At 72.5% G+C, this 17,356-nt stretch carries 18 protein-coding genes and 1 tRNA gene; 4 read left to right on the plus strand and 15 right to left on the minus strand.

What is annotated here, in order from left to right:
* Positions 1 to 15 precede the first annotated feature (15 nt).
* Together ACN267_RS28325 and htpX are read left to right on the plus strand one after the other, a co-directional pair.
* Positions 16 to 1,563, plus strand: coding sequence for an NADH-quinone oxidoreductase subunit N (locus ACN267_RS28325; protein ID WP_421490040.1), 1,548 nt, complete (start codon positions 16 to 18; stop codon positions 1,561 to 1,563).
* Between the two features lie 188 nt (positions 1,564 to 1,751).
* Positions 1,752 to 2,630, plus strand: a complete 879-nt coding sequence (htpX, locus tag ACN267_RS28330; RefSeq protein ID WP_204957674.1) for a zinc metalloprotease HtpX — start codon at positions 1,752 to 1,754, stop codon at positions 2,628 to 2,630.
* 59 nt (positions 2,631 to 2,689) lie between these two features.
* Here the strand turns inward: htpX and ACN267_RS28335 are convergent, their stop codons facing one another.
* Together ACN267_RS28335 and ACN267_RS28340 are read right to left on the minus strand one after the other, a co-directional pair.
* Entirely contained in the window at positions 2,690 to 3,910 is a 1,221-nt protein-coding gene (locus tag ACN267_RS28335) for an MFS transporter (protein WP_204957675.1), read from the minus strand.
* The gene (locus ACN267_RS28340; protein ID WP_158224196.1) at positions 3,910 to 4,047 is read right to left on the minus strand and encodes a hypothetical protein; all 138 of its coding nucleotides are present in this window, start codon (positions 4,045 to 4,047) and stop codon (positions 3,910 to 3,912) included. The genes ACN267_RS28335 and ACN267_RS28340 overlap by 1 nt, the downstream gene beginning before the upstream one ends.
* Before the next feature lie 188 nt (positions 4,048 to 4,235).
* Between ACN267_RS28340 and ACN267_RS28345 the strand changes: the two genes are divergently transcribed.
* Entirely contained in the window at positions 4,236 to 5,495 is a 1,260-nt protein-coding gene (locus ACN267_RS28345) for an MFS transporter (protein WP_204957676.1), read from the plus strand.
* 96 nt (positions 5,496 to 5,591) lie between these two features.
* Here the strand turns inward: ACN267_RS28345 and ACN267_RS28350 are convergent, their stop codons facing one another.
* Entirely contained in the window at positions 5,592 to 6,086 is a 495-nt protein-coding gene (locus ACN267_RS28350; RefSeq protein WP_088644769.1) for a YajQ family cyclic di-GMP-binding protein, read from the minus strand.
* Between the two features lie 148 nt (positions 6,087 to 6,234).
* On the opposite strand from ACN267_RS28350, the gene ACN267_RS28355 reads away from it, so the two are divergent.
* A tRNA-Tyr gene (locus ACN267_RS28355) sits at positions 6,235 to 6,318 on the plus strand.
* 63 nt (positions 6,319 to 6,381) lie between these two features.
* Here the strand turns inward: ACN267_RS28355 and ACN267_RS28360 are convergent.
* From ACN267_RS28360 to ACN267_RS28415, 12 genes are all read right to left on the minus strand, one after another.
* Positions 6,382 to 7,827, minus strand: coding sequence for a tyrosine-type recombinase/integrase (locus tag ACN267_RS28360; RefSeq protein WP_421490041.1), 1,446 nt, complete (start codon positions 7,825 to 7,827; stop codon positions 6,382 to 6,384).
* A complete protein-coding gene (locus ACN267_RS28365; protein WP_282344959.1) occupies positions 7,824 to 8,033 on the minus strand; it encodes a helix-turn-helix transcriptional regulator in 210 nt (69 codons plus the stop codon). The genes ACN267_RS28360 and ACN267_RS28365 overlap by 4 nt, the downstream gene beginning before the upstream one ends.
* Before the next feature lie 132 nt (positions 8,034 to 8,165).
* Positions 8,166 to 8,885, minus strand: a complete 720-nt coding sequence (locus ACN267_RS28370; RefSeq protein ID WP_421490517.1) for a DUF3631 domain-containing protein — start codon at positions 8,883 to 8,885, stop codon at positions 8,166 to 8,168.
* A 533-nt stretch (positions 8,886 to 9,418) separates the two neighbouring features.
* Positions 9,419 to 10,315 carry a bifunctional DNA primase/polymerase gene (locus ACN267_RS28375; RefSeq protein WP_421490042.1) on the minus strand — a complete coding sequence of 299 codons (897 nt, stop codon included), beginning with the start codon at positions 10,313 to 10,315 and terminating at the stop codon, positions 9,419 to 9,421.
* Between the two features lie 531 nt (positions 10,316 to 10,846).
* Positions 10,847 to 13,048 (minus strand): hypothetical protein, encoded by a 2,202-nt coding sequence (locus ACN267_RS28380; RefSeq protein WP_421490043.1) that lies wholly within the window; start codon positions 13,046 to 13,048, stop codon positions 10,847 to 10,849.
* Entirely contained in the window at positions 13,036 to 14,361 is a 1,326-nt protein-coding gene (locus ACN267_RS28385; protein ID WP_421490044.1) for a hypothetical protein, read from the minus strand. The genes ACN267_RS28380 and ACN267_RS28385 overlap by 13 nt, the downstream gene beginning before the upstream one ends.
* Positions 14,358 to 14,567, minus strand: a complete 210-nt coding sequence (locus ACN267_RS28390) for a hypothetical protein (RefSeq protein WP_421490045.1) — start codon at positions 14,565 to 14,567, stop codon at positions 14,358 to 14,360. The genes ACN267_RS28385 and ACN267_RS28390 overlap by 4 nt, the downstream gene beginning before the upstream one ends.
* A gap of 16 nt (positions 14,568 to 14,583) precedes the next feature.
* Complete coding sequence (locus ACN267_RS28395) at positions 14,584 to 15,051, minus strand: Pycsar system effector family protein (protein ID WP_421490046.1); 468 nt, start codon at positions 15,049 to 15,051, stop codon at positions 14,584 to 14,586.
* A 95-nt stretch (positions 15,052 to 15,146) separates the two neighbouring features.
* Positions 15,147 to 16,007, minus strand: a complete 861-nt coding sequence (locus tag ACN267_RS28400) for a DUF2637 domain-containing protein (RefSeq protein WP_421490047.1) — start codon at positions 16,005 to 16,007, stop codon at positions 15,147 to 15,149.
* A complete protein-coding gene (locus ACN267_RS28405; protein ID WP_421490518.1) occupies positions 16,007 to 16,318 on the minus strand; it encodes a hypothetical protein in 312 nt (103 codons plus the stop codon). Before ACN267_RS28405 ends, ACN267_RS28400 begins: the two co-directional genes overlap by 1 nt.
* A 43-nt stretch (positions 16,319 to 16,361) precedes the next feature.
* Positions 16,362 to 16,724 (minus strand): RRQRL motif-containing zinc-binding protein, encoded by a 363-nt coding sequence (locus tag ACN267_RS28410; protein ID WP_420117491.1) that lies wholly within the window; start codon positions 16,722 to 16,724, stop codon positions 16,362 to 16,364.
* On the minus strand, positions 16,724 to 17,095 hold the full coding sequence (locus ACN267_RS28415) for a DUF6284 family protein (protein WP_421490048.1): 372 nt from the start codon (positions 17,093 to 17,095) through the stop codon (positions 16,724 to 16,726). Before ACN267_RS28415 ends, ACN267_RS28410 begins: the two co-directional genes overlap by 1 nt.
* Positions 17,096 to 17,356 lie beyond the last annotated feature (261 nt).

Here is a 17,356-nt window from a genome sequence, read left to right on the forward strand (position 1 = left end):
CGAAAGGTCCGACTCGTGAGTGTGGTGCAGAGCGTCGACAACGTGGCGTTGCTGCCGGCGTACCTGGCGGCCGGCACCGCCGTACTCGTGCTGCTGGCGGATCTGCTGGTCGGCCGGGCCGGCGCGACGGTGGCGGTGGCCGGCACGGGCGTCGTCGCCACCGGGGTCGGTGCGGTGGTGGTGGGCGCGGCCGGCACCCGGCGGACCTTCTGTGTGGGTGCCGACTGCTCGTGGGTGTTCGACGGCCGTGCGGCCCTGGTCGCCGGGGTCTTCGCCCTGCTCACCCTGGGGGTGCTCGGGCTCTCCGGTCCGCTGCTGCGCGGCGGTCCGACGCCCGTCGGCGAGTACTGCTTCCTGCTGGCCTGCTCGATGACCGGCGGCGTGGTGCTGGGCGCGGCCGGTGACCTGATCACCCTGATCGTCGCCCTGGAGACCCTGACCCTGCCGCTGTACGTGCTGGTCGGCCTGCGTCGGGGCAGCCTGGCCAGCGCCGAGGCGGCGGTCACCTTCTTCGTGGTGAGCGTGGTGGCCACGACGGTCACCCTGCTCGGTGCGGCCCTGCTCTACGCGGCGACCGGCGGCCTGCACCTGGGTCGGCTCGGCGGGCTGCTGGCCGACGCGCCGGACGTGCCGCTGGTCCCGGCGGCGGTGGCGCTGGTGGTGCTCGGGCTGGCCTTCAAGGTGGCGGCGGTACCGTTCCACGCCTGGGCGCCGGCGACCTACGACGGGGCGCCGCTGCCGGTGGCGGCCTACCTGTCCACCGCGTCGAAGCTGGGCGGGGTGGTGGCCCTGCTGGCGGTGGTGCAGCGGGCGCTGCCGGCCGAGGTGACCGGCCCGGTGCTGGCCCTGCTGGCGGTGCTCACCATGACCGTGGGCAACCTGGTGGCGCTGCGCCAGCGGCGTACCGTCCGGTTGCTCGCCTGGTCGTCGGTGGCCCAGGCCGGCTACATCCTGGCTCCGTTGGGGGTGCTGGCGTCGACCGCCGGGCGCGGCGACGACGTCCGGGCCGGGGCGTACGCCGCCGCGGTGGCGTACGCGGTCTTCTTCGTGGTGGTGGAGCTGGCGGCGTTCGCGGCGCTGGTGGCGTTGCGCCCGGCCGGTGCGGACGGCGGCGCGGTGGCGGACCTGCGTGGGGTGGCCCGGCGGAGGCCCTGGGCCGGGGCGGCGTTCGCGCTGGCCCTGGTCGGGCTGGCCGGCCTGCCACCCGGGCTGGCGGGGCTGTTCGCCAAGGTGACAGTGGTCCGGGCGGTGCTGGACGGTGGGGCCGGCTGGCTGGCCCTGGTGGTGGCGCTGAACGCGGTCATCGGACTGGCCTACTACCTGCGCCTCGCCGCCACCCTGTACGCCGACCCGATCCGGGTGCCGACCGGTCCCGCCGGGGAGCCGGCTGCGGCCGGTTTCCCTGCCCGAACCGGGCAGCCGACCGCGCCCGTCGGGGGCGCGCCCGGGGTGACGCCCGGCCGGGTGGCCTGGCCGGTCTCCGTGGCGTTGGCCGGGGCGACCGCGTTGGCCGTGGTGATCGGCTTCGCCCCCCAACTGGTGCTGGATCTCGCCTCCCGCTGACCGGCCCGCTCGGAGCTTCCGCCACCCGCTGACCTGGTGTCCCGGGTCGTCCCCGGTTGTCCGGTGCGTTCAGCGGGTTCACAGCTTCTGTCAGTCAACTGCCAGTCATGAGCTGGATGGTTGACGGGTACCGGTGACGTTGTACCGGTCAGCGGGTCCCGCGTGACCCGCGCACCGAAGGAGCGATCGTGCATCACAACCGTCTGAAGACCGCAGCGCTGCTGGGCCTGCTGACCTCGCTGATCCTCGCGGTCGGCTACTGGTTCGGTGGGAGCGGTGGCCTCGTCGTCGCCGTCGTCGTCTCGTTGCTGATGAACGGCGTGACCTACTTCTTCTCCGACAAGCTCGCGTTGCGCTCGATGCGGGCGCAACCGGTCAGCGAGGCCCAGTTCCCCGAGCTGTACCGGATGGTGCGTGAGCTGGCCACCGAGGCCCGGCAGCCGATGCCCCGGCTGTACGTGAGCCCCACCTCACAGCCCAACGCGTTCGCGACGGGTCGTAACCCGGCCAACGCGGCGGTCTGCGTCACCCAGGGGATCACCGAGATCCTCGACTACCGCGAGCTGCGCGGGGTGATCGGCCACGAGCTGTCCCACGTCTACAACCGGGACATCCTGATCTCCAGCGTGGCGGCCGGACTGGCCGGCATCATCACCATGCTGGCGAACCTGGCGTTCTTCATCCCGCTGGGCGGCAGCAACGACGAGGACGGCCCGAACCCGGCCGTGCTGCTGCTCACCATCATCCTCGGCCCGATCGCGGCCACCGTGATCCAGTTGGCGATCAGCCGCAGCCGGGAGTTCCAGGCCGACGCCTCGGGCGCGCAGCTCACCCGGGACCCGTTGGCCCTGGCCAGCGCTCTGCGCAAGATCCACCTGGGGACCCAGGCCCGGCCGCTGCCCGCCCAGGGCCAGCTCACCAGCACCGCCCACCTGATGATCGACAACCCGTTCAAGCGGGGTGGCGGCATCGCCGCGCTCTTCTCCACCCACCCCCGGATGGAGGAGCGGGTGGCCCGGCTGGAGCAGATGGCCCGCAACTCCGGCCCGGTGCAGTTCCAGCGCTGACGGTCACACCCACCGCGCCCGCGTCCACACCCTGGCCGCGGGCGCGGTCATATCCACGGTCAGGGGGTTCGGCCGGTCGGCTGTGCGCCGGCCCCGGCCGGCAGCTGGTCGGGGCGGGTCAGCAGCACCACGACCAGCAGCAGCACCCCGGCCAGCAGGTAGGCCACGGCCGGCCCGAACAGCGCGGCGGCCGACCCGAGCAGGAAGATCCCGCAACCTGCCACCACGATGTTGGCGGCCACGATGGTCGCCTCCACCTGCCCCATCCGTTCCACCGGGGCCAGCCGGGCAAAGGTGGCCTGTGCGCCGATCAGCCACCCCCCGCCCGCGCCGATCAGCGCGTTGGCGCAGGCCAGCGCCCACACCGGTGAGTGCGTGGCGACCAGCAGGGCGGCCAGCAGCAGCGCCCCGGCCAGGGCGGCGGCCACGGTGACCTGCCCGGTCAACCGGCCCAACCAGGTGCCCCGCCCCAGCACCAGCACGAAGACCGCGCCGCCCAACGCCGACGAGGCCAGCACCACGGGCCGCCAGGCCCCGTCGGCGAGGTCCGGGGTGAGGGTCTCGGGCAGCGCGCCGGAGACGACCGTGGCGAGGGTGAGCAGGGCCACCCCGCGCAGCACCGGGTGCCCGGCGATGGTCCGCAGGCCGGCGGTGGCCGGTGGGCGTGGCCCGCGCCGCCGCTGCTGCCCGGTCGGCAACCCGGCCAGCACCACCGCCGCCACGAGAAACGAGACCAGGTCGATCAGGAGCGCCACCCGGGGGCCGAGGGCCACGGTGATGCTCGCCCCGGCCAGCAGCCCCACCACCTGGCCGACCTGGTTGGCGAAGGCGGACAGGCCGAACAGCGGCAGCCGCAGCGGGGCGTCCACCGACTCGGCGGCTACCGCCACGTTGACGCTGGAGTAGGCGGCCCGGACCGCACCGAGCAGGCCGGCCGCGACGATTGCCGGCACCGGCCGGGGCACCGCGAGGGGGACCGCGATCAGCACCGCACCGGCCACCGAGAGCCAGACCAGCAGGGTGCGGCGGGCCGGCACGTCCAGCCAACCGCTGAACACCGTGGCGACCAGCAGGGCGGGCAGGGCGCGGGCCGCGTACACGGCGGCCGGCCCGAGGACCGACTGCGTCTGGTCGTAGGCGAGCAGCAGCAGCGCGGCGAGCCCCACGAAGTCGCCCAGCTCGGAGATCCCCCGGGCGGTGACCAGCCGGGAGGCGACCGGATGGCGGAACAGGGCCAGGTAACCGGGGGGCGGTGAGAGCCGCTCGTCGGCGTCGGTCATCAGGTCGTCGGTTCCGCTTCCTCGACCCCGTTCTGCTGGTGACCGGGGCTCTCCCGGAGCACCGGCGCGGCTGCCCGGTGGCGGCCGCCCCGGGACGCCGGGCCGGGCCGGCGGCGTTCGGTCGTCGTGCCGACCATTGGACCTCCTACGACATCGGGGGCGATCCAGCGGTGTATGTATCTGGGTCGATCAGCAAGTTACCCTCTCGCCGCCACCGGGTCAGCGACCCCGGGTGTGAGTGAATCGACCATTCCCGGAGCGACCTGCGGCGTTAGGGTCTACAGGGTTCTGAGTCGTTACCTGATCGTCTCCTGGGAGGTCCGCCGTGTCCGCACTGCGCCAGTACCTGGGCGTCTGGCGGATTCCCGGCGCCCCACTGCTGCTGCTCCTCGGTGTCGTCGGCCGGCTCGGCATCGGCATGACACCGCTGGCGTTGCTGCTGGTCGTGGAGCAGGTCACCGGCCGGTACTCCCTCGCCGCCGTGGCCGGCGGGATCTATGCGCTGTCCGGTGCCGCGCTCAGCCCGGTCGCCGGCCGGATCGCCGACCGGGTCGGACCCACCCCGGTGCTGCTGGTCACCGCCGTGGCCCACCCGCTGGCCCTGTTCGGGCTGCTCGGGGCCAGTCGCGCCGAGAACGCCGACCTGCGCCTGATCTACCTGGCGGCCGGGCTGGCCGGGGCCACCTACCCGCCGCTGACCGCCGCCATCCGGGGAGCCTGGAACGACCTGACCGCCCCGGCGACCGGCCGCTACCAGCTGCGCAACACCGCACTGGCCGCCGAGACGTCGCTGTTCGAGGTCGTCTTCGTGCTCGGCCCGCTGCTGGTGGCCGGGTTCGTCCTGGTCGCCGACGCCGCCGCCGCGCTGCTCGGTGCGGCAGTGGTGACCCTGGTCGGCACCGGCGGGGTGGCGCTGGGCCGGGTGATGCGCGCCTGGCGTCCGCACGCCCGCGAGCACCACGCCCGAGGGCTCGGCCCGCTGCGGGTGGGCGGCTTCCCGGCGCTGCTGGTCTGCGTGGCGAGCCTCGGCATCGCGTTCGGCGCGGCCGGGGTGATCGTGCCGGCGTTCGCCGGCAGCCAGCCCACCGACGACCCGCAGAGCCTGGCCGGCCTGCTGCTCGCCGTCTGGGGGGTGGGCAGCGCCGTGGGCGGTTTCTGGTTCGGGGTACGCCGCCCGGCGGCCAACATGACCCGCCAGTTCGCCTGGCTGCTCGCGGCGGTGGCCGGCACCCTGGCGATCTTCGCGGTGATGCCCGGTCCGGTGTCCCTCGGCATTGCCCTGGTGATCGGCGGGGCCACCATCGCCCCCGCGTTGACCCTGGAGAACACCCTGGTCGGGCGGATCACCCCGACGGGCATGCTCAACGAGGCGTACACCTGGGTGGTGACCATGTCGGTGGCGGCGAGCGCGGCCGGCGGCGCGGTGGCCGGCCTGATCGTCGACCACGCCGGCGGGGTGCCCTGGGCGTTCCTGTTCGCCGCCGGGGCGGTCGGCGTCGGGGCCGCCGTCGCGGCGCTGCCCGGCGGCCCGATCGCCCGCGCCGAGGCCGCCGCCGTCCGCGCCGAACACCCCGTCACGGTCTGAACGGGGTACGCGGCCCCGCTGTCTTCCGGGGTCCGTGCGTGTGCCGGGCGGCCGTCCCCGTGGGGGACGACCGCCCGGCCGTGCCTGCCTACCGGGTCAGCGGTAGTTGGTGAACTGGAGGGCCACCCCGAAGTCCTCGCCCTTGAGCAGCGAGATGACGGCCTGGAGGTCGTCCTTCTTCTTGCCGGTCACCCGGAGCTGGTCGCCCTGGATCTGCGCCTGGACGCCCTTCGGGCCCTCGTCGCGGATCTTCTTGCTGATCGCCTTGGCCTTCTCCGACTCGATGCCCTGGATCACCTTGGCATCGATCTTGTAGACCTTGCCCGAGGCACGGGGGTCACCGGCGTCCAGGGACTTCAACGAGATGTTCCGCTTGACCAGCTTCTCCTTGAACACGTCCAGGGCGGCGCTGACCCGCTCCTCGGTCTCGGCCTGGAGGCTGATCGCCTCCTCACCCGACCAGGAGATCTCGGCGCCGGTGCCACGGAAGTCGAACCGCTGGGCAAGCTCCTTCTCCGTCTGGCGAAGGGCGTTGTCGACCTCCTGCCGGTCGACCTTGCTCACGATGTCGAACGACGGGTTCGCTGCCATGCTGATGCTCCTGCTTGTCCGGCGGTCTGTCAGGGTCGTCGCGGTGCTGACCAGCCCCACGACCCTCTGACGGTACCCGGTTGCCATGCCCCCGGGGGCGACCGCTATCCTTGCTCCGCTGCCGCGTTACGACACGGCGGTGTGCCCTGGCGGGTTGCCCGAGCGGCCAATGGGAGCGGACTGTAAATCCGTCGCGAAAGCTACAGAGGTTCGAATCCTCTACCCGCCACCAGGTGCACAAAGTGGCCCCTGACCAGCGTGAATGCCGGTCAGGGGCCACTTTCGTGAGTCTCACTCAGTCCTGCTCTGACCCGCTCAATCTCGCCTGTCGCGTCGTATTCGCGTCGGCGTTTTCCGCACCTCCCAGCGCGGCCTCGATCCGGCGGCGGGCGGCTTCCTCCTGGCCGTAGACGCACTTCGCGTAGACCCGCATGAGGACGTTCACACTGTGCCCAGCCCACTCGGCGACCTGGGTAGCCGGCACCCCCGCATTGAGCCAGAGCGACACGGCAGCGTGCCGCAGGTCGTACGGCCGGCGAGCCAGCGGGGAGCGCTGCTGAGCCGGGGTGAGCACCTTTGCCCGCGCATCACGCCACGCCTTCCCGTAGGTGTTGTTCGGGATCGGCTGGCCGGCGGTAGGCACGTATCGCCCGCCGGGGCCGCGCCGGGTCACGAACAGCTTGCCGTTCGATCCGGGCGGGTACTCCGTAACGTGGTGGTCGAGTAGCCGCACGAGCGGCGGCGGCACCGGAACGTCCCGCGTGGCTGCCTTGGCGCGGTGCTTCAACTCCCGGTCTTCGGTGGTGTCGTCTCCGTCGCCCCAATCGCGGCCGACGGCCACCGTCGAGCCAGTGAGGTGCAGAACGCCCCACCCCCCGCGCTGGGCAGGCCGCTCGTATTCGTCTTCCCGCAGGTGAAGCACCTCCTCGGGGCGCAGGGCGGCGTAGTACATGCATCCGAAGAACGCTTCCAGCTCGGGCACCGAGCGCCCCACCTCGGCGAGCAGTGCTCGCGCCTGATCGGGGTTGACCACCGCCCCCCGGTCGACCTCATCGGCCGTCTTCGGCGCGGTCCAGCTCACCAGAGACAGCGGGTGCGCGTCGAGTAGCCGCAGCTCAACGGCGTACTTCAACGCCCCGGAGAAGACGGCCCGCTTACGGGCGATCGTGCTGGCCGACGCGGCGGCACCGTCCATCCGCAGGGCAAGCGTGTCGAGAGCCTTCCGCACCAACGCGGCGTCGGCGAGCGCGGACAGGTTGACGGTGTTGGCTTTGAGCCAGCGCACGGCGGCGGCGAGGTCGGCGGGCGGTTCCCCGGCGTCTCGGCGTGCCTTGTTGAACACCCACCCGTAGAGCGCGGCCCGTAGCGCCTTATCGCTGGGCACACCTCGGTCGGTCGCGAGCAGTGCCGGGGTGACGGTGGCCAGCGTCTCAGCGATGCCCTTGCGGTGCTTGGCCGACGAGCGGGGCCACTTCATGTCGACGTAGGCCACAGCGTGGTCGAACCACGTCCGGGTGTTGAGTGCTCGCGCCATCGGCTCGGGCAGGCCGCTGACCTGATCGAACGCGACGCCTTCCCGCTGCGCAACGATCAGCTTGGCGCGGAAGCTCTCAGCAAGAGCGCGCGTCGCGTAGGTCTTCCGGAACGGCTTCTTCGCGACGAACCAGCGAACGGAGTAGCTGGGCTTTTTCTGGCTGCGGTTCGGGAGGATGCTCCACACCCGGACGTCATAGCTGATCAAGCGGCCTCCTCGTGGTCGTCAATCCAGTTGTCCAGGTCGCGGCGGCGGACGTAGAGGCTCCCGTTCGGGTACTTGATGGTTCGGGGGGCGCGGCCGGTGGCCTTCCAGCGGAAGAAGGTCGACCGGGGTACGCGGAGTTCGTCCAGGACTTCGGCGAGGGTGAGCAGGTTTCCAGTGGGGGTGGTGCGCTTCGGTCGGCTGGTCACGGTTGGCTGTCCTTCCTCGGTGTGGAGGTCGGTGCGTCGCTGGGTGGTCGGGGTTGCCTGGGGTAGCCGTCCCAGCCGTCCCAGCCGTCCCGTTGCAGGTCAGGGCTGGGACGGCTTGGGAGCTGGGACGGCTTAAGCCGTCCCAGCGGCAGGGTGGGCGGTGGTGGTGTGGGACGGCTTGAGCCGTCCCAGGGGGATAACCCGTCCCGGGGCTGAGCTGGGCGGGGACGGCTGGGACGGCTGGGACGCCTCCGCCGGGGGTACGGCTTCGGGGCCGGGGCAGTAGCGCTGCCAGGCGTCGGTGAAGTCGGCTTGGTAGTAGCCCTTGACCTGCCCGTGGGGCGGCCCGAACCGGATGTTCGTGGACCGGATCTCGTACTCGGCCAGGAGTTGACCGAGTTTCATCGCGGTGAGGCCGGTGCCGCTCTTGCCGTACTCGGCCCACGGCGCTTCGGCGTCGGCACGCAGGTGGTCCAGCAGGACGCTGCTGGGGATACCGGGACGGTTCTGGGTGTCGGTCACCCCGGCGGTGCGGAAGATCGCGCGGCAGTCGGCCAGGAGCCGAATCCGGTCGGAGGGAACGGCGGCCCCGTCGCGGAGCGCGGTGAGGGTTTCACAGGCACGGCGTGCCCGGTCGGGCCAGGGTCCACCGGCCAGGTCAGCGACGGCCACCAGGGGTTCCCAGGTGTCGGCGGCCCGGTCCTCTACGGGCATGGGGGGTTCCGCGGCTTCGAGGGTGGGCAGGTTCGCGCGTAGCCAGGTGGTGAGGGTCCGGGCCAGGGTCCGCAGGGCCGGGCCGTCGCGGCGGTGCCGGTAGGGGGCGACCTGCTCGCCGGGGGCGCGGCGGCGCATGCGGATGACGACGGCGCGGTCTTCGATGGTGTCGGGCATCGCGCCGATGCCGGCGAGGGCGGCCATGGCGAAGGTGGGGATCTTCTCCAGGCTGCGGGTGTTGTTGTCCCACCGGATGGCGGGCCGGTTGCGTTGGTGGCCGGCGTTGAGCAGTCCGCGTAGGTCTTCGTTGCCCTCGGCGGCGGCCCCGAAGATGGTGTCGGCTTCGTCGACGAGCAGGGTGGGCGGGTCGTCACTGCCGATGGCCCGGTAGACGGCGGCGGGGCTGGCGTTGACGGTGATCAGCGGCGCGTAGCAGGTCGCCTCTACGACGTCGAGCAGTCGGGACTTTCCGCACCGCTTCTCCGGGGCGCGGATGACCAGGCGGGGGGCGTGTGCCCATGCGGGTTGGGCGTGGCTGGCGGCGATCCACAGCGTGACCGCGTCGGCGGCTTCCACCGAGGGCAGGATCACGTACTTGGTGAGGCAGGCGTGTACCTGGTCGAGGATCGCGGCACCGTCTACGGGCTGATCGATGGTGCTGGTCGGTGGGTTCATGCGGCGATCCCTTCGGCGCGGAAGCCCCCGGTGATGGCGGCGCGGATGTCTCGGTCGGTCTGCTCTGCTTGGTGGCCGGCGGTGGTGAGGGCGGCGACGGCGTCGTGGTGGTTGATGGCTCCGGCGGTGACCATGCGGGCGACGCCTCGGGCTGCCCCGTAGAGGGTGGTCCGGCGGCTGCCCTCCGGTGCGGTGGCGACCGCGTGCAGGTGTGCGGCCAACAGCCGGTCGGGATGGGAGATGCCTTCCGCCTCCCGGGTGCTGGTCGGTTCGTGTGCCGGGACCGGGGTCGGTGCGGGCGGGGCCGGTCGGCAGGCGTCAACCAGGGCGGGGGGCATCTCCTGCATCTCCCGGCGTGGCGCCCACTGGTACGGGCGGCCCGTGCGTGGGTGCACGCTCGGGGGCAGCACCACGTAGCCGCCGTCGGCTTTGACATCGATGCCGGGGCCGAGTCCCTGCCCCGGCTTGCCCTGACTGCACTGCACCGGCTGTCCGGGGTGCCGGTAGTACAGGTGCAACCCACCCGACCCGGTCACTACATAGGCCGTAGGCGGCAGCAGCCCAGCGGCGATGAGCGCGTTCATCGTGTCTCGTCCGCCGTGGGCGGGGTCGACGTCGACCACGACGGTGCCGGAAGCGGCACCGGTACGCAAGGCGAGCTGCCCGGTAGGGACAGCGCCCACGATCGCGGCGACCCGATCCGGGTCGGTGCTCGCGGCGTAGAAGCCGTGACAGGTCAGGCAGGAGCAGGTGTCCCGGTCGTGGTCGGGGCCAGCGTCGGCGCAGGGCTGGCAGTTGGCGACGGGTCGTTTCGACCGGGCGAGCATGAACACCGGCCACCCGCGTGCGGCGTAGGTCAGGGCGGGGACGACCAGCGAGGATGTGTCAGGCATGGCGCTCCTCTCAGGTTCGTGCAGGGACGTCGATGAGGGTTCGGGCCGTCCGGCCAGCGCGTTGGGGGTGTGGGCCGGGCAGCGGGGCCCTTGCAGGTAGGGGCGGACACCATCGGGGTGGTGGCAGTAGCGCCGTTCCGTACCGATCCAGTGCCCGCACCGGGTGTCGAGCAGGTTCATCAGCCGGTGCCACTCCTTCCGGTGTGGCGGTGGAGGGCAGCGTCAGACGGGTGCCGGCCACTCAGGAGTGAGCGCGCGAAGCGCCCCGTTGATGACTGTCAGTAGCCGCGTGTGGGCGTGCGGGATCGCGCCGGAACGGGTTCGGCGTGGGGTGTGTGTGGGGCGTGTCAGGCGTGTGAGGGAAGGGGGGTCCGGGGGCCGATTTCCGGGCCGTAGCCCCCTGTTGTGGTGTGTGGGTCACACGCCTTCATGGGCAGGTCAGCGGGTGGGACGTGGGGTGGGACGGGGCGTGTGGGTCACACGGTTGTGTGGGGGTGTTGGTGTGTGACCCACACGCCGGTTTGTGTGGGGTCAGGCGGCGCGCTGCCCACCGGCCCGGTAGGCGTCGATGGCCTCACGCAGAGTTGCGGCGAGGTATCCGGGCTTGACGGCGTCGCCGATGCGGACGCTGCCGGTGGCGTTGTGCCGCTCCACCCCGACATCCCGTAGCAGCCGGTTGAGTTCGGTGCCGAGGGTGGCCGGGTCCATGTCGAGGCGGGCGGCGAGGTCTCCGGTGTGGATGCGCCCGCCGTTGGCCTCCGTAGCGTCGAGAGCGCGGGTCAGCAACTCCGGCACTGGGTTGGGGTTGAGGTGGTTGAGGGCGGTGGTCATGTCGATGCCGAGTTCGGTCACGTTGCGGGCCGCGATGGTGCGGAAGCGATCGAGGGCGGCGTCGAGGGTGTCTCCCGGGATCGGGTCGAACAGGTGGGCAATGTCCCCACCGGTACCGCCGTTGGTGGTGCCGGTGGCCGGTGCTGACGTGATCGGCGGGGTCGGGTTGGTGGTGCTGGTCGGGGTGATGGTGATGGGGTCGGTGAACAGGGTCGGCATGGTGCGCGTCCACCGGTCGGCGTACGCGCGGGTGCCCTTGACCGCGACCTTGCCGGCCAGCTGCTGCGACACCGCGTCGAGGTCGGGCCGCCAGGGGGCGACGGCGACGGCGGCGGCGTCGATGCGGGCCGGGTCGGTGCGGTAGCCCTTGAACGGCATCGGCGCGGCCTCGCCGGGGGTGCCGGCGAGCAGGAACCCCGTTCCCTGGTAGGGGGCGGCTTCGGCGTCGATGTTGTACTTCCAGCCGAACAGGTAGTTCAGTTCCTTGTCGTCGGTGACCCGCATGCCGATGCGGATGCGGGCTTGTTCCTTGATGGCGATCGGCAGGTAGTCGTCGGTGGCCCGCAGCGCGCAGCACAGGGTGCGGACTCCGGCGGCACGTCCGGTGTCGCTGATCTGGGCGAGCATGTTGACGATGTGTGGCGGGATGGTCTTGATCTCGTCCACGACGATCACGATCTCGGGCAGGTCCGGGCCGACCGGGATCTTGTCGTCGTTCGCCGCGCGCATGCGCTGCTGGTAGGCGGGTTTGCGGCCGTTGATGATCTCGATCGCGGCGCGGACCATGATCTCCGCTTCCCCGATGCTGGTCGCCACCCAGTCGACGGCGGGGCGGGGTGCGCGTCCTTCGGCGTAGGGGGTGACCCACGGTCGGGATAGGCCACCACCGGCGAGGTCGATTTGCCACACGAGGGTGTCGACGCAGCGGACGAGTTGGGTGTTGATGGTCTGGAGCTGGTTGGTTTTGCCGCTGTCGGTCTGTCCGACCAGCACTCCGCAGGCGTAGCGCAGGTTGATGACGGCCTGTTCGCCGTTGCGCAGCGGCCCGATAGCAAGGGGGTTGTTGATGGACAGAGGGCTGTAGTCGTCGAGGTGGTGATCCTGGGACAGGGCGTTGACGGTGGAGACGTGCAGCAGCACGGCACCGCGGCTGTCTCCTGGCTCTACCGTCACCTCGCAGCCGTGGGGGAGTCTCGCGTCGGCGGCGAGTCCTTCGGTGCGGCGGGCGATGTCCCGCCACGTCGCCCCACCCGTCGGGAGGTCGGCGTCGAGGGTGAACCCGGTGCGGGTCGGCCAGCCCTGCACGTTCCGGACGGTGACCTTCACGTCGGTGACCCGGGCGATGCGGGCTTCCCACGCGGCGGCGAGCCGGTCCCGGCGGGCGGCGGCGTCGACCAGGGCGGCCCGCTGCTGCGCGGCGTCGGCCCGGCGGCGGCGGGTGCGGCCGATCGCGGTCGCGGCGGTAGCGAACCCGGCCGTGCCGGCGGCCAGGGTGCCCAGTGCCCACCCGGACCACACGGCGTCGGTCATCAGGGCGGTGGTGGCCCAGGTACCGGGCATCATCCAGCAGCAGCCCCGCCACAGCAGCCGGTGCCCGGGAAGGTCGTCGACCATGCCGGCGGCGACGGCACCGGCAGCGCCGAGCGCCCCACCGATCGCGGCGAACGGACCCGGCACATCGGCGGCGGCGGCGATCCCCGCCGCGCCGAGAGTGGCCCCGGCGGCGTTGAGCGCGCCCCACGCGGGGTGGGGGTGCCGCCAATGCCAGGTAGACAGGGCATAGGTGAGCCAGTGCCCAGCCCGCCCCCGGGCCGGCTTGGTCGGGGTGCTGGTGGGGGTGGCCCCCGGCGCGGGGGCCGGGGGCACGATCGGACTGTCGGTGGTGGTCATCAGACGTTCCATTCCTGCTCGTTGGTGCGGGGGGCTTCCCGCCGGGCGAGGTCGCGTTCGTGGACCTTGCGGAACACCGGGGCGATGGTTTCGGCGGCGGCGATCGTGGCCCGCTGCACCTGGTACAGCGCGGCGAGGGCTTCGACCACGCGCGGGTCGACGGGCCGTTCGGCGTGGGTGCGCAACGCCATCGCCTTCAACCCCTCAGCGATGTCGAGCATCGCGGCGGGCATCTGCGCCAGGTGCGCCCCGAACTCGTACATGTCGTCGGGGGTGTAGCGGGACGCGGCGGACCGGAACTCCGATGCCGCGCCGGGAAGGGGGAACTGACCCATCAGTGCACCTCCTGCGGTGATCTCCTGCGACCCGACCAGCACGGCCGGGCCGTCGCCGTTCGTGGTGGTGCCGGCGGCTTGGGTGCCGTCGGCAGGCTTGACCTCGGGGCTGTCGGCGTTGGGTTTGGTGGCGGTGTCGATGGCCTTGCGGGCTTCCTCCGCCCGCCGGGCCGCCTCATCCGCGCTGCCGACCGGCTTCGGGGACGACTTCCGGCCGTTCCTGCCCCGAGAACCGGTCCCCGTGAGGGGACGGAATCCGGGATCGCTGATCACGTGCGGCTTCCGACCCTTGCCCTTGCCGGACCGGCCGAACAGGCCCCCACCACCGGGGGAGCCCTTCCCGCTGCCGCCCGGCTTGCGGCCGAACAACCCGCCCCCGGTGCCGCCGCCGCTGCCCTTGCCGGGCTTGCGTCCGAACAGGCCACCACCGGCAGAGGGCTTGTTCTTGCCGGACCGACTGAACGGGCCACCAGCGGTCGGCTTGCCGGTGCCACCGTGCTTGCCACCCGGCTTACTGCGACCGAACACCCCGCCGCCGCTGCCCTTGCCGCCGCCGGGCCTGTTCCGACCCCGGCCACCGGCCGTGCCGCCGCTACCGGCGGCGGTGCGGCGGGAGGGACGGGCCGACTGCCCGGTACGCCCGGTGCCGTCACGGCGTGCCCGGTCCCGCCTGGCCTTCCGGTCGGCCACGGCGAGTCCGGCGGCGGCGGTCGCGGCAGCGGCCAACAGCAGCGCACCGAACCCGGTCGCCCCGGCCCACACCGCCCCACCACCCACCGCCGCCATATCGGCGGCGCTGAGCAGCAGCGCCCCACCGGGAAACCCGACCGGCCCGTCATCCTCGGCCGGGCCGCTCGGGTCGTCGTCGGCAGGCTGGCCGGTCGGTTCGTCGGCCTCGGACAGCGGCAGGTCGTCGCCGGCCGTCTCCGGGCTGGTCGGCTCCGGGGCTTCCTGCTCTACCGGGGCCGCCTCGATGGTGTCGGTGCTCATCGCGGACCAGCCCACGACCGCAGCACCCACCGCATCACCACGTAGCCGCCCGACCCGACCAGCAGGATCAACAGCAGCCACGCGGTGAGCTGCGCGTCACGGGCCATGCCGTACCCGGCCGTGAACACCCCGACCGGGACACCCACGGTGGTGGCGGCTACCCGACCGGCCCGCGTACCGGCGGGCGGGTTTGCGTGCTTGAGCATGTTGCTACCTCCCAGGTCAGGCGACGACAGCGAGAACAGCGGTAACGGCGGTGCCGACCAGCCCGGCCACCAGCAGATCGACAGCGGTACGCACCCGCCGGTACTTGCGCACGGCCGTGCGGGACAGCCACACCAGGTGGTGCGCCCGTTCGGCGGCGGCGGACAGCGGCGGCGCGGTGGCCTCGGTCATGAGGTCCCCCGGCGCGGCAGCGGCGTAGCGGACCAGGCCGTGACCACCGCCCAGGCACGGCCGGACCGCACCGGCCAGCAGCCCTACCGCCGTGCCGACCAGGGCGACGGTGGTCACCCCGGCGGCCAGCGCGGGGGCGGGCAGGTCGGTGCGGGCGAGGATCGCCACGCCGACCGTCACGGCCGCTCCGGCGACGGCCATCAACGTGGAGGCTTTGCTGTCGGCGCGGGCGAGTTCGGTGCGGACTTCGGTGATCCGGTCGGTGAACCAGGCCGGATCGGGTACTGGCACCATCAGAGGTGCCCTCCTCTCATATGAGGGGTTGGGTGACCGGACCGGCGGCACAGCACGGGTTTCTGAGGCCATTGGGGCTGTGCCGCCGGGCGGGGTCAGGTACGGCTGCGGCGGCTGGTCACCAGCAGCGCGGCGGAAGCCATGACCATCAGCCCGTCGACGGCGAGGGGGCCGATGGCGATGGTGAGCGGGTCTTCGCCGAAGTGGGCCAGCAGTCCGGACAGGTGCCGGTAGGACACGACGGCGGCGACCACCGCAACCGGCAGCACACCCGCGACCCGGGCGAACACGGAACTTGCCCCGTTGCCCCAGGGGATGCGGGTCAGGATCTCCACCGTCACGAACAGGGCCACCGGCCAGAACACCGACAACGCCACCGCCAGAGGCGACGGCGACCACCCCGGGCCGGGTGCCCATCCGGCGGGTGCGCCGTCGGGCGGGTTCGGGAGGTAGGTGTGCGCCACGTTCGCGGCGATCGACACCACCCCGCCCAGGATCACCCCGACGTATGCCCACCCCCGACCCGTCGGACGGGCGGCGGTCGGGGTGGTGGTGATGTTGGAACCCGGGTCTGCGGCGGGTGCTGCCTGCCCCGACACCACCTCGGGAACCTCGGCCACGTCCAGGGCAGGGGCCGGTGTGGGCGGGGCGGGCGGCACCGGGTCCGTGGGCGCGTCCGGGGCGGGCGGGTCGGCGTCCGGGTGCGGGTCCAGGTCGACCGTCGGCGAGTCGGCGGCGTCCGGCGCGGGGGTGCTGCCGGTCGGGGTGGCGTCCGGGTCGACCGTGGGGCGGGTCAGCCGGTCGATGATGGCGTCCGCCTTCGGACCACCCACCCGCAACTCGGTCTTGATCCGGTTCCGCGACGGCACCGTACCGAGACGGGCGACCAGGGCGCGTGCCTCCGGCATCAACTCGTCTACCGACCGGGGGTAGATGCTCAGCGTCGGCGCGGTCATCAGGCCACCGCCAGCGCGGCGAGCCGGTCAGCGGTCGACGGGTCGAGCGGCCCGGTGGTGTCGGTGAACTCGCGGGCGTAGGCGAAGAACTCCCAACCGTGCCACGTCGGATAGGCGCTCATCGCCCGGTACGGTCGGCCGTCCTTGTCGGTCCCCTGGTACTCGCGGGACAGCAGGTCCGGGCTGTTCAACCCGGCCAGGTGCAACCACGACTTCAACTCGGCGACGCTGTCGAAATCGACGGTCAGCGACCTACCGTCGGAACGGATGCGGATCTCGGTCGGGTCGGCCAGCAGAATCAGCTCAGCCAGGACGGCACGACGGTTCTTCCGGTCACTCACTGCGGAACCTCTTTCAACACAGGGGAGAGCAGTCGGTGCACTCTCCGAGGGATCGCGGGATGTAGTAAGGGCGCACCTGGCCGCAGGTCGGGCAGGTACGGCGGGCCAGCAACGCGGCGGCGATGGCACGGCGCTGGGCGGGGGTGGCGGTGCGCTTCGGCCGGGCCAGGTCGACCCGGTAGAGGTAGGCGGCGCGGGTGCCGCCGATGCCACGCCAGAGGACCTGGGCGGCGATCGGCTGACCGGCGGGCCGCAGGCCGGCGGCGCGGAGTTGACGGCGGGTGGCGTAGCCGGGCGGGGCACCCTGCCACCAGTAGGTGGGGATGCCGTACCGGTTGCCGTCCGGATCGTTGTAGGCGGCCCGGATGCGGGACATCAGACTGCGCGAGGCAGGCCGGCCCGGCAGCCGCTGTCGGTGCGGTGGAGAACCTGCTCGCCACCGCAGCCGGGGCAGCGCACGATCTCGCAGTCGTGGCCGCAACCGGTCCGGCCGACCACCGCCAGGTGGTGAGGCACGCACCCGTCGGCGTGCCAGGGCGGGCGAACCGCCGTCGTGGCGGCGCGGGTGACGCGAGCCTCGGCCCGGCGCAGTCGACGCCAGTCCAGCGGCGAGGGGCCGCCCCGGTCGTCGGCGTAGAACAGGCTGATCTCAGCGTCGAGCACGTCCAGCTCAGCGGCGATCAACGGCCACTCAGCGTCGATCGCGGCCAGGTCAACCGGGGTCGGGTCCATCTCGGCGGGGGTCACTTCGATCGGTTCCTCTCGGTACGGCGAGAACGCGACGGCTGCGGGCAGGCCCGGCAGCGGCTCTCGTCAGGGGCCAGCGGAGCGAGCGCCCCGCACGCCGTGCAGGTCCGCCAGATAGCGCGGCTCTTGCTGGTGACACGCACACACGCAGCGATCACGGACATAGCGGGATCACCTCTCCCACGGGGGTAGGTCAGGACGGGTAGGTGGCGCGGTCCGGGCGTCACACGGACCAGCAGCAGAGCGCCGGGGCTGGGGCCG

Origin of the sequence: Micromonospora sp. WMMD734 (assembly GCF_049178975.1) — a bacterium.
Taxonomy (GTDB): Bacteria; Actinomycetota; Actinomycetes; order Mycobacteriales; family Micromonosporaceae; genus Micromonospora; species Micromonospora wenchangensis.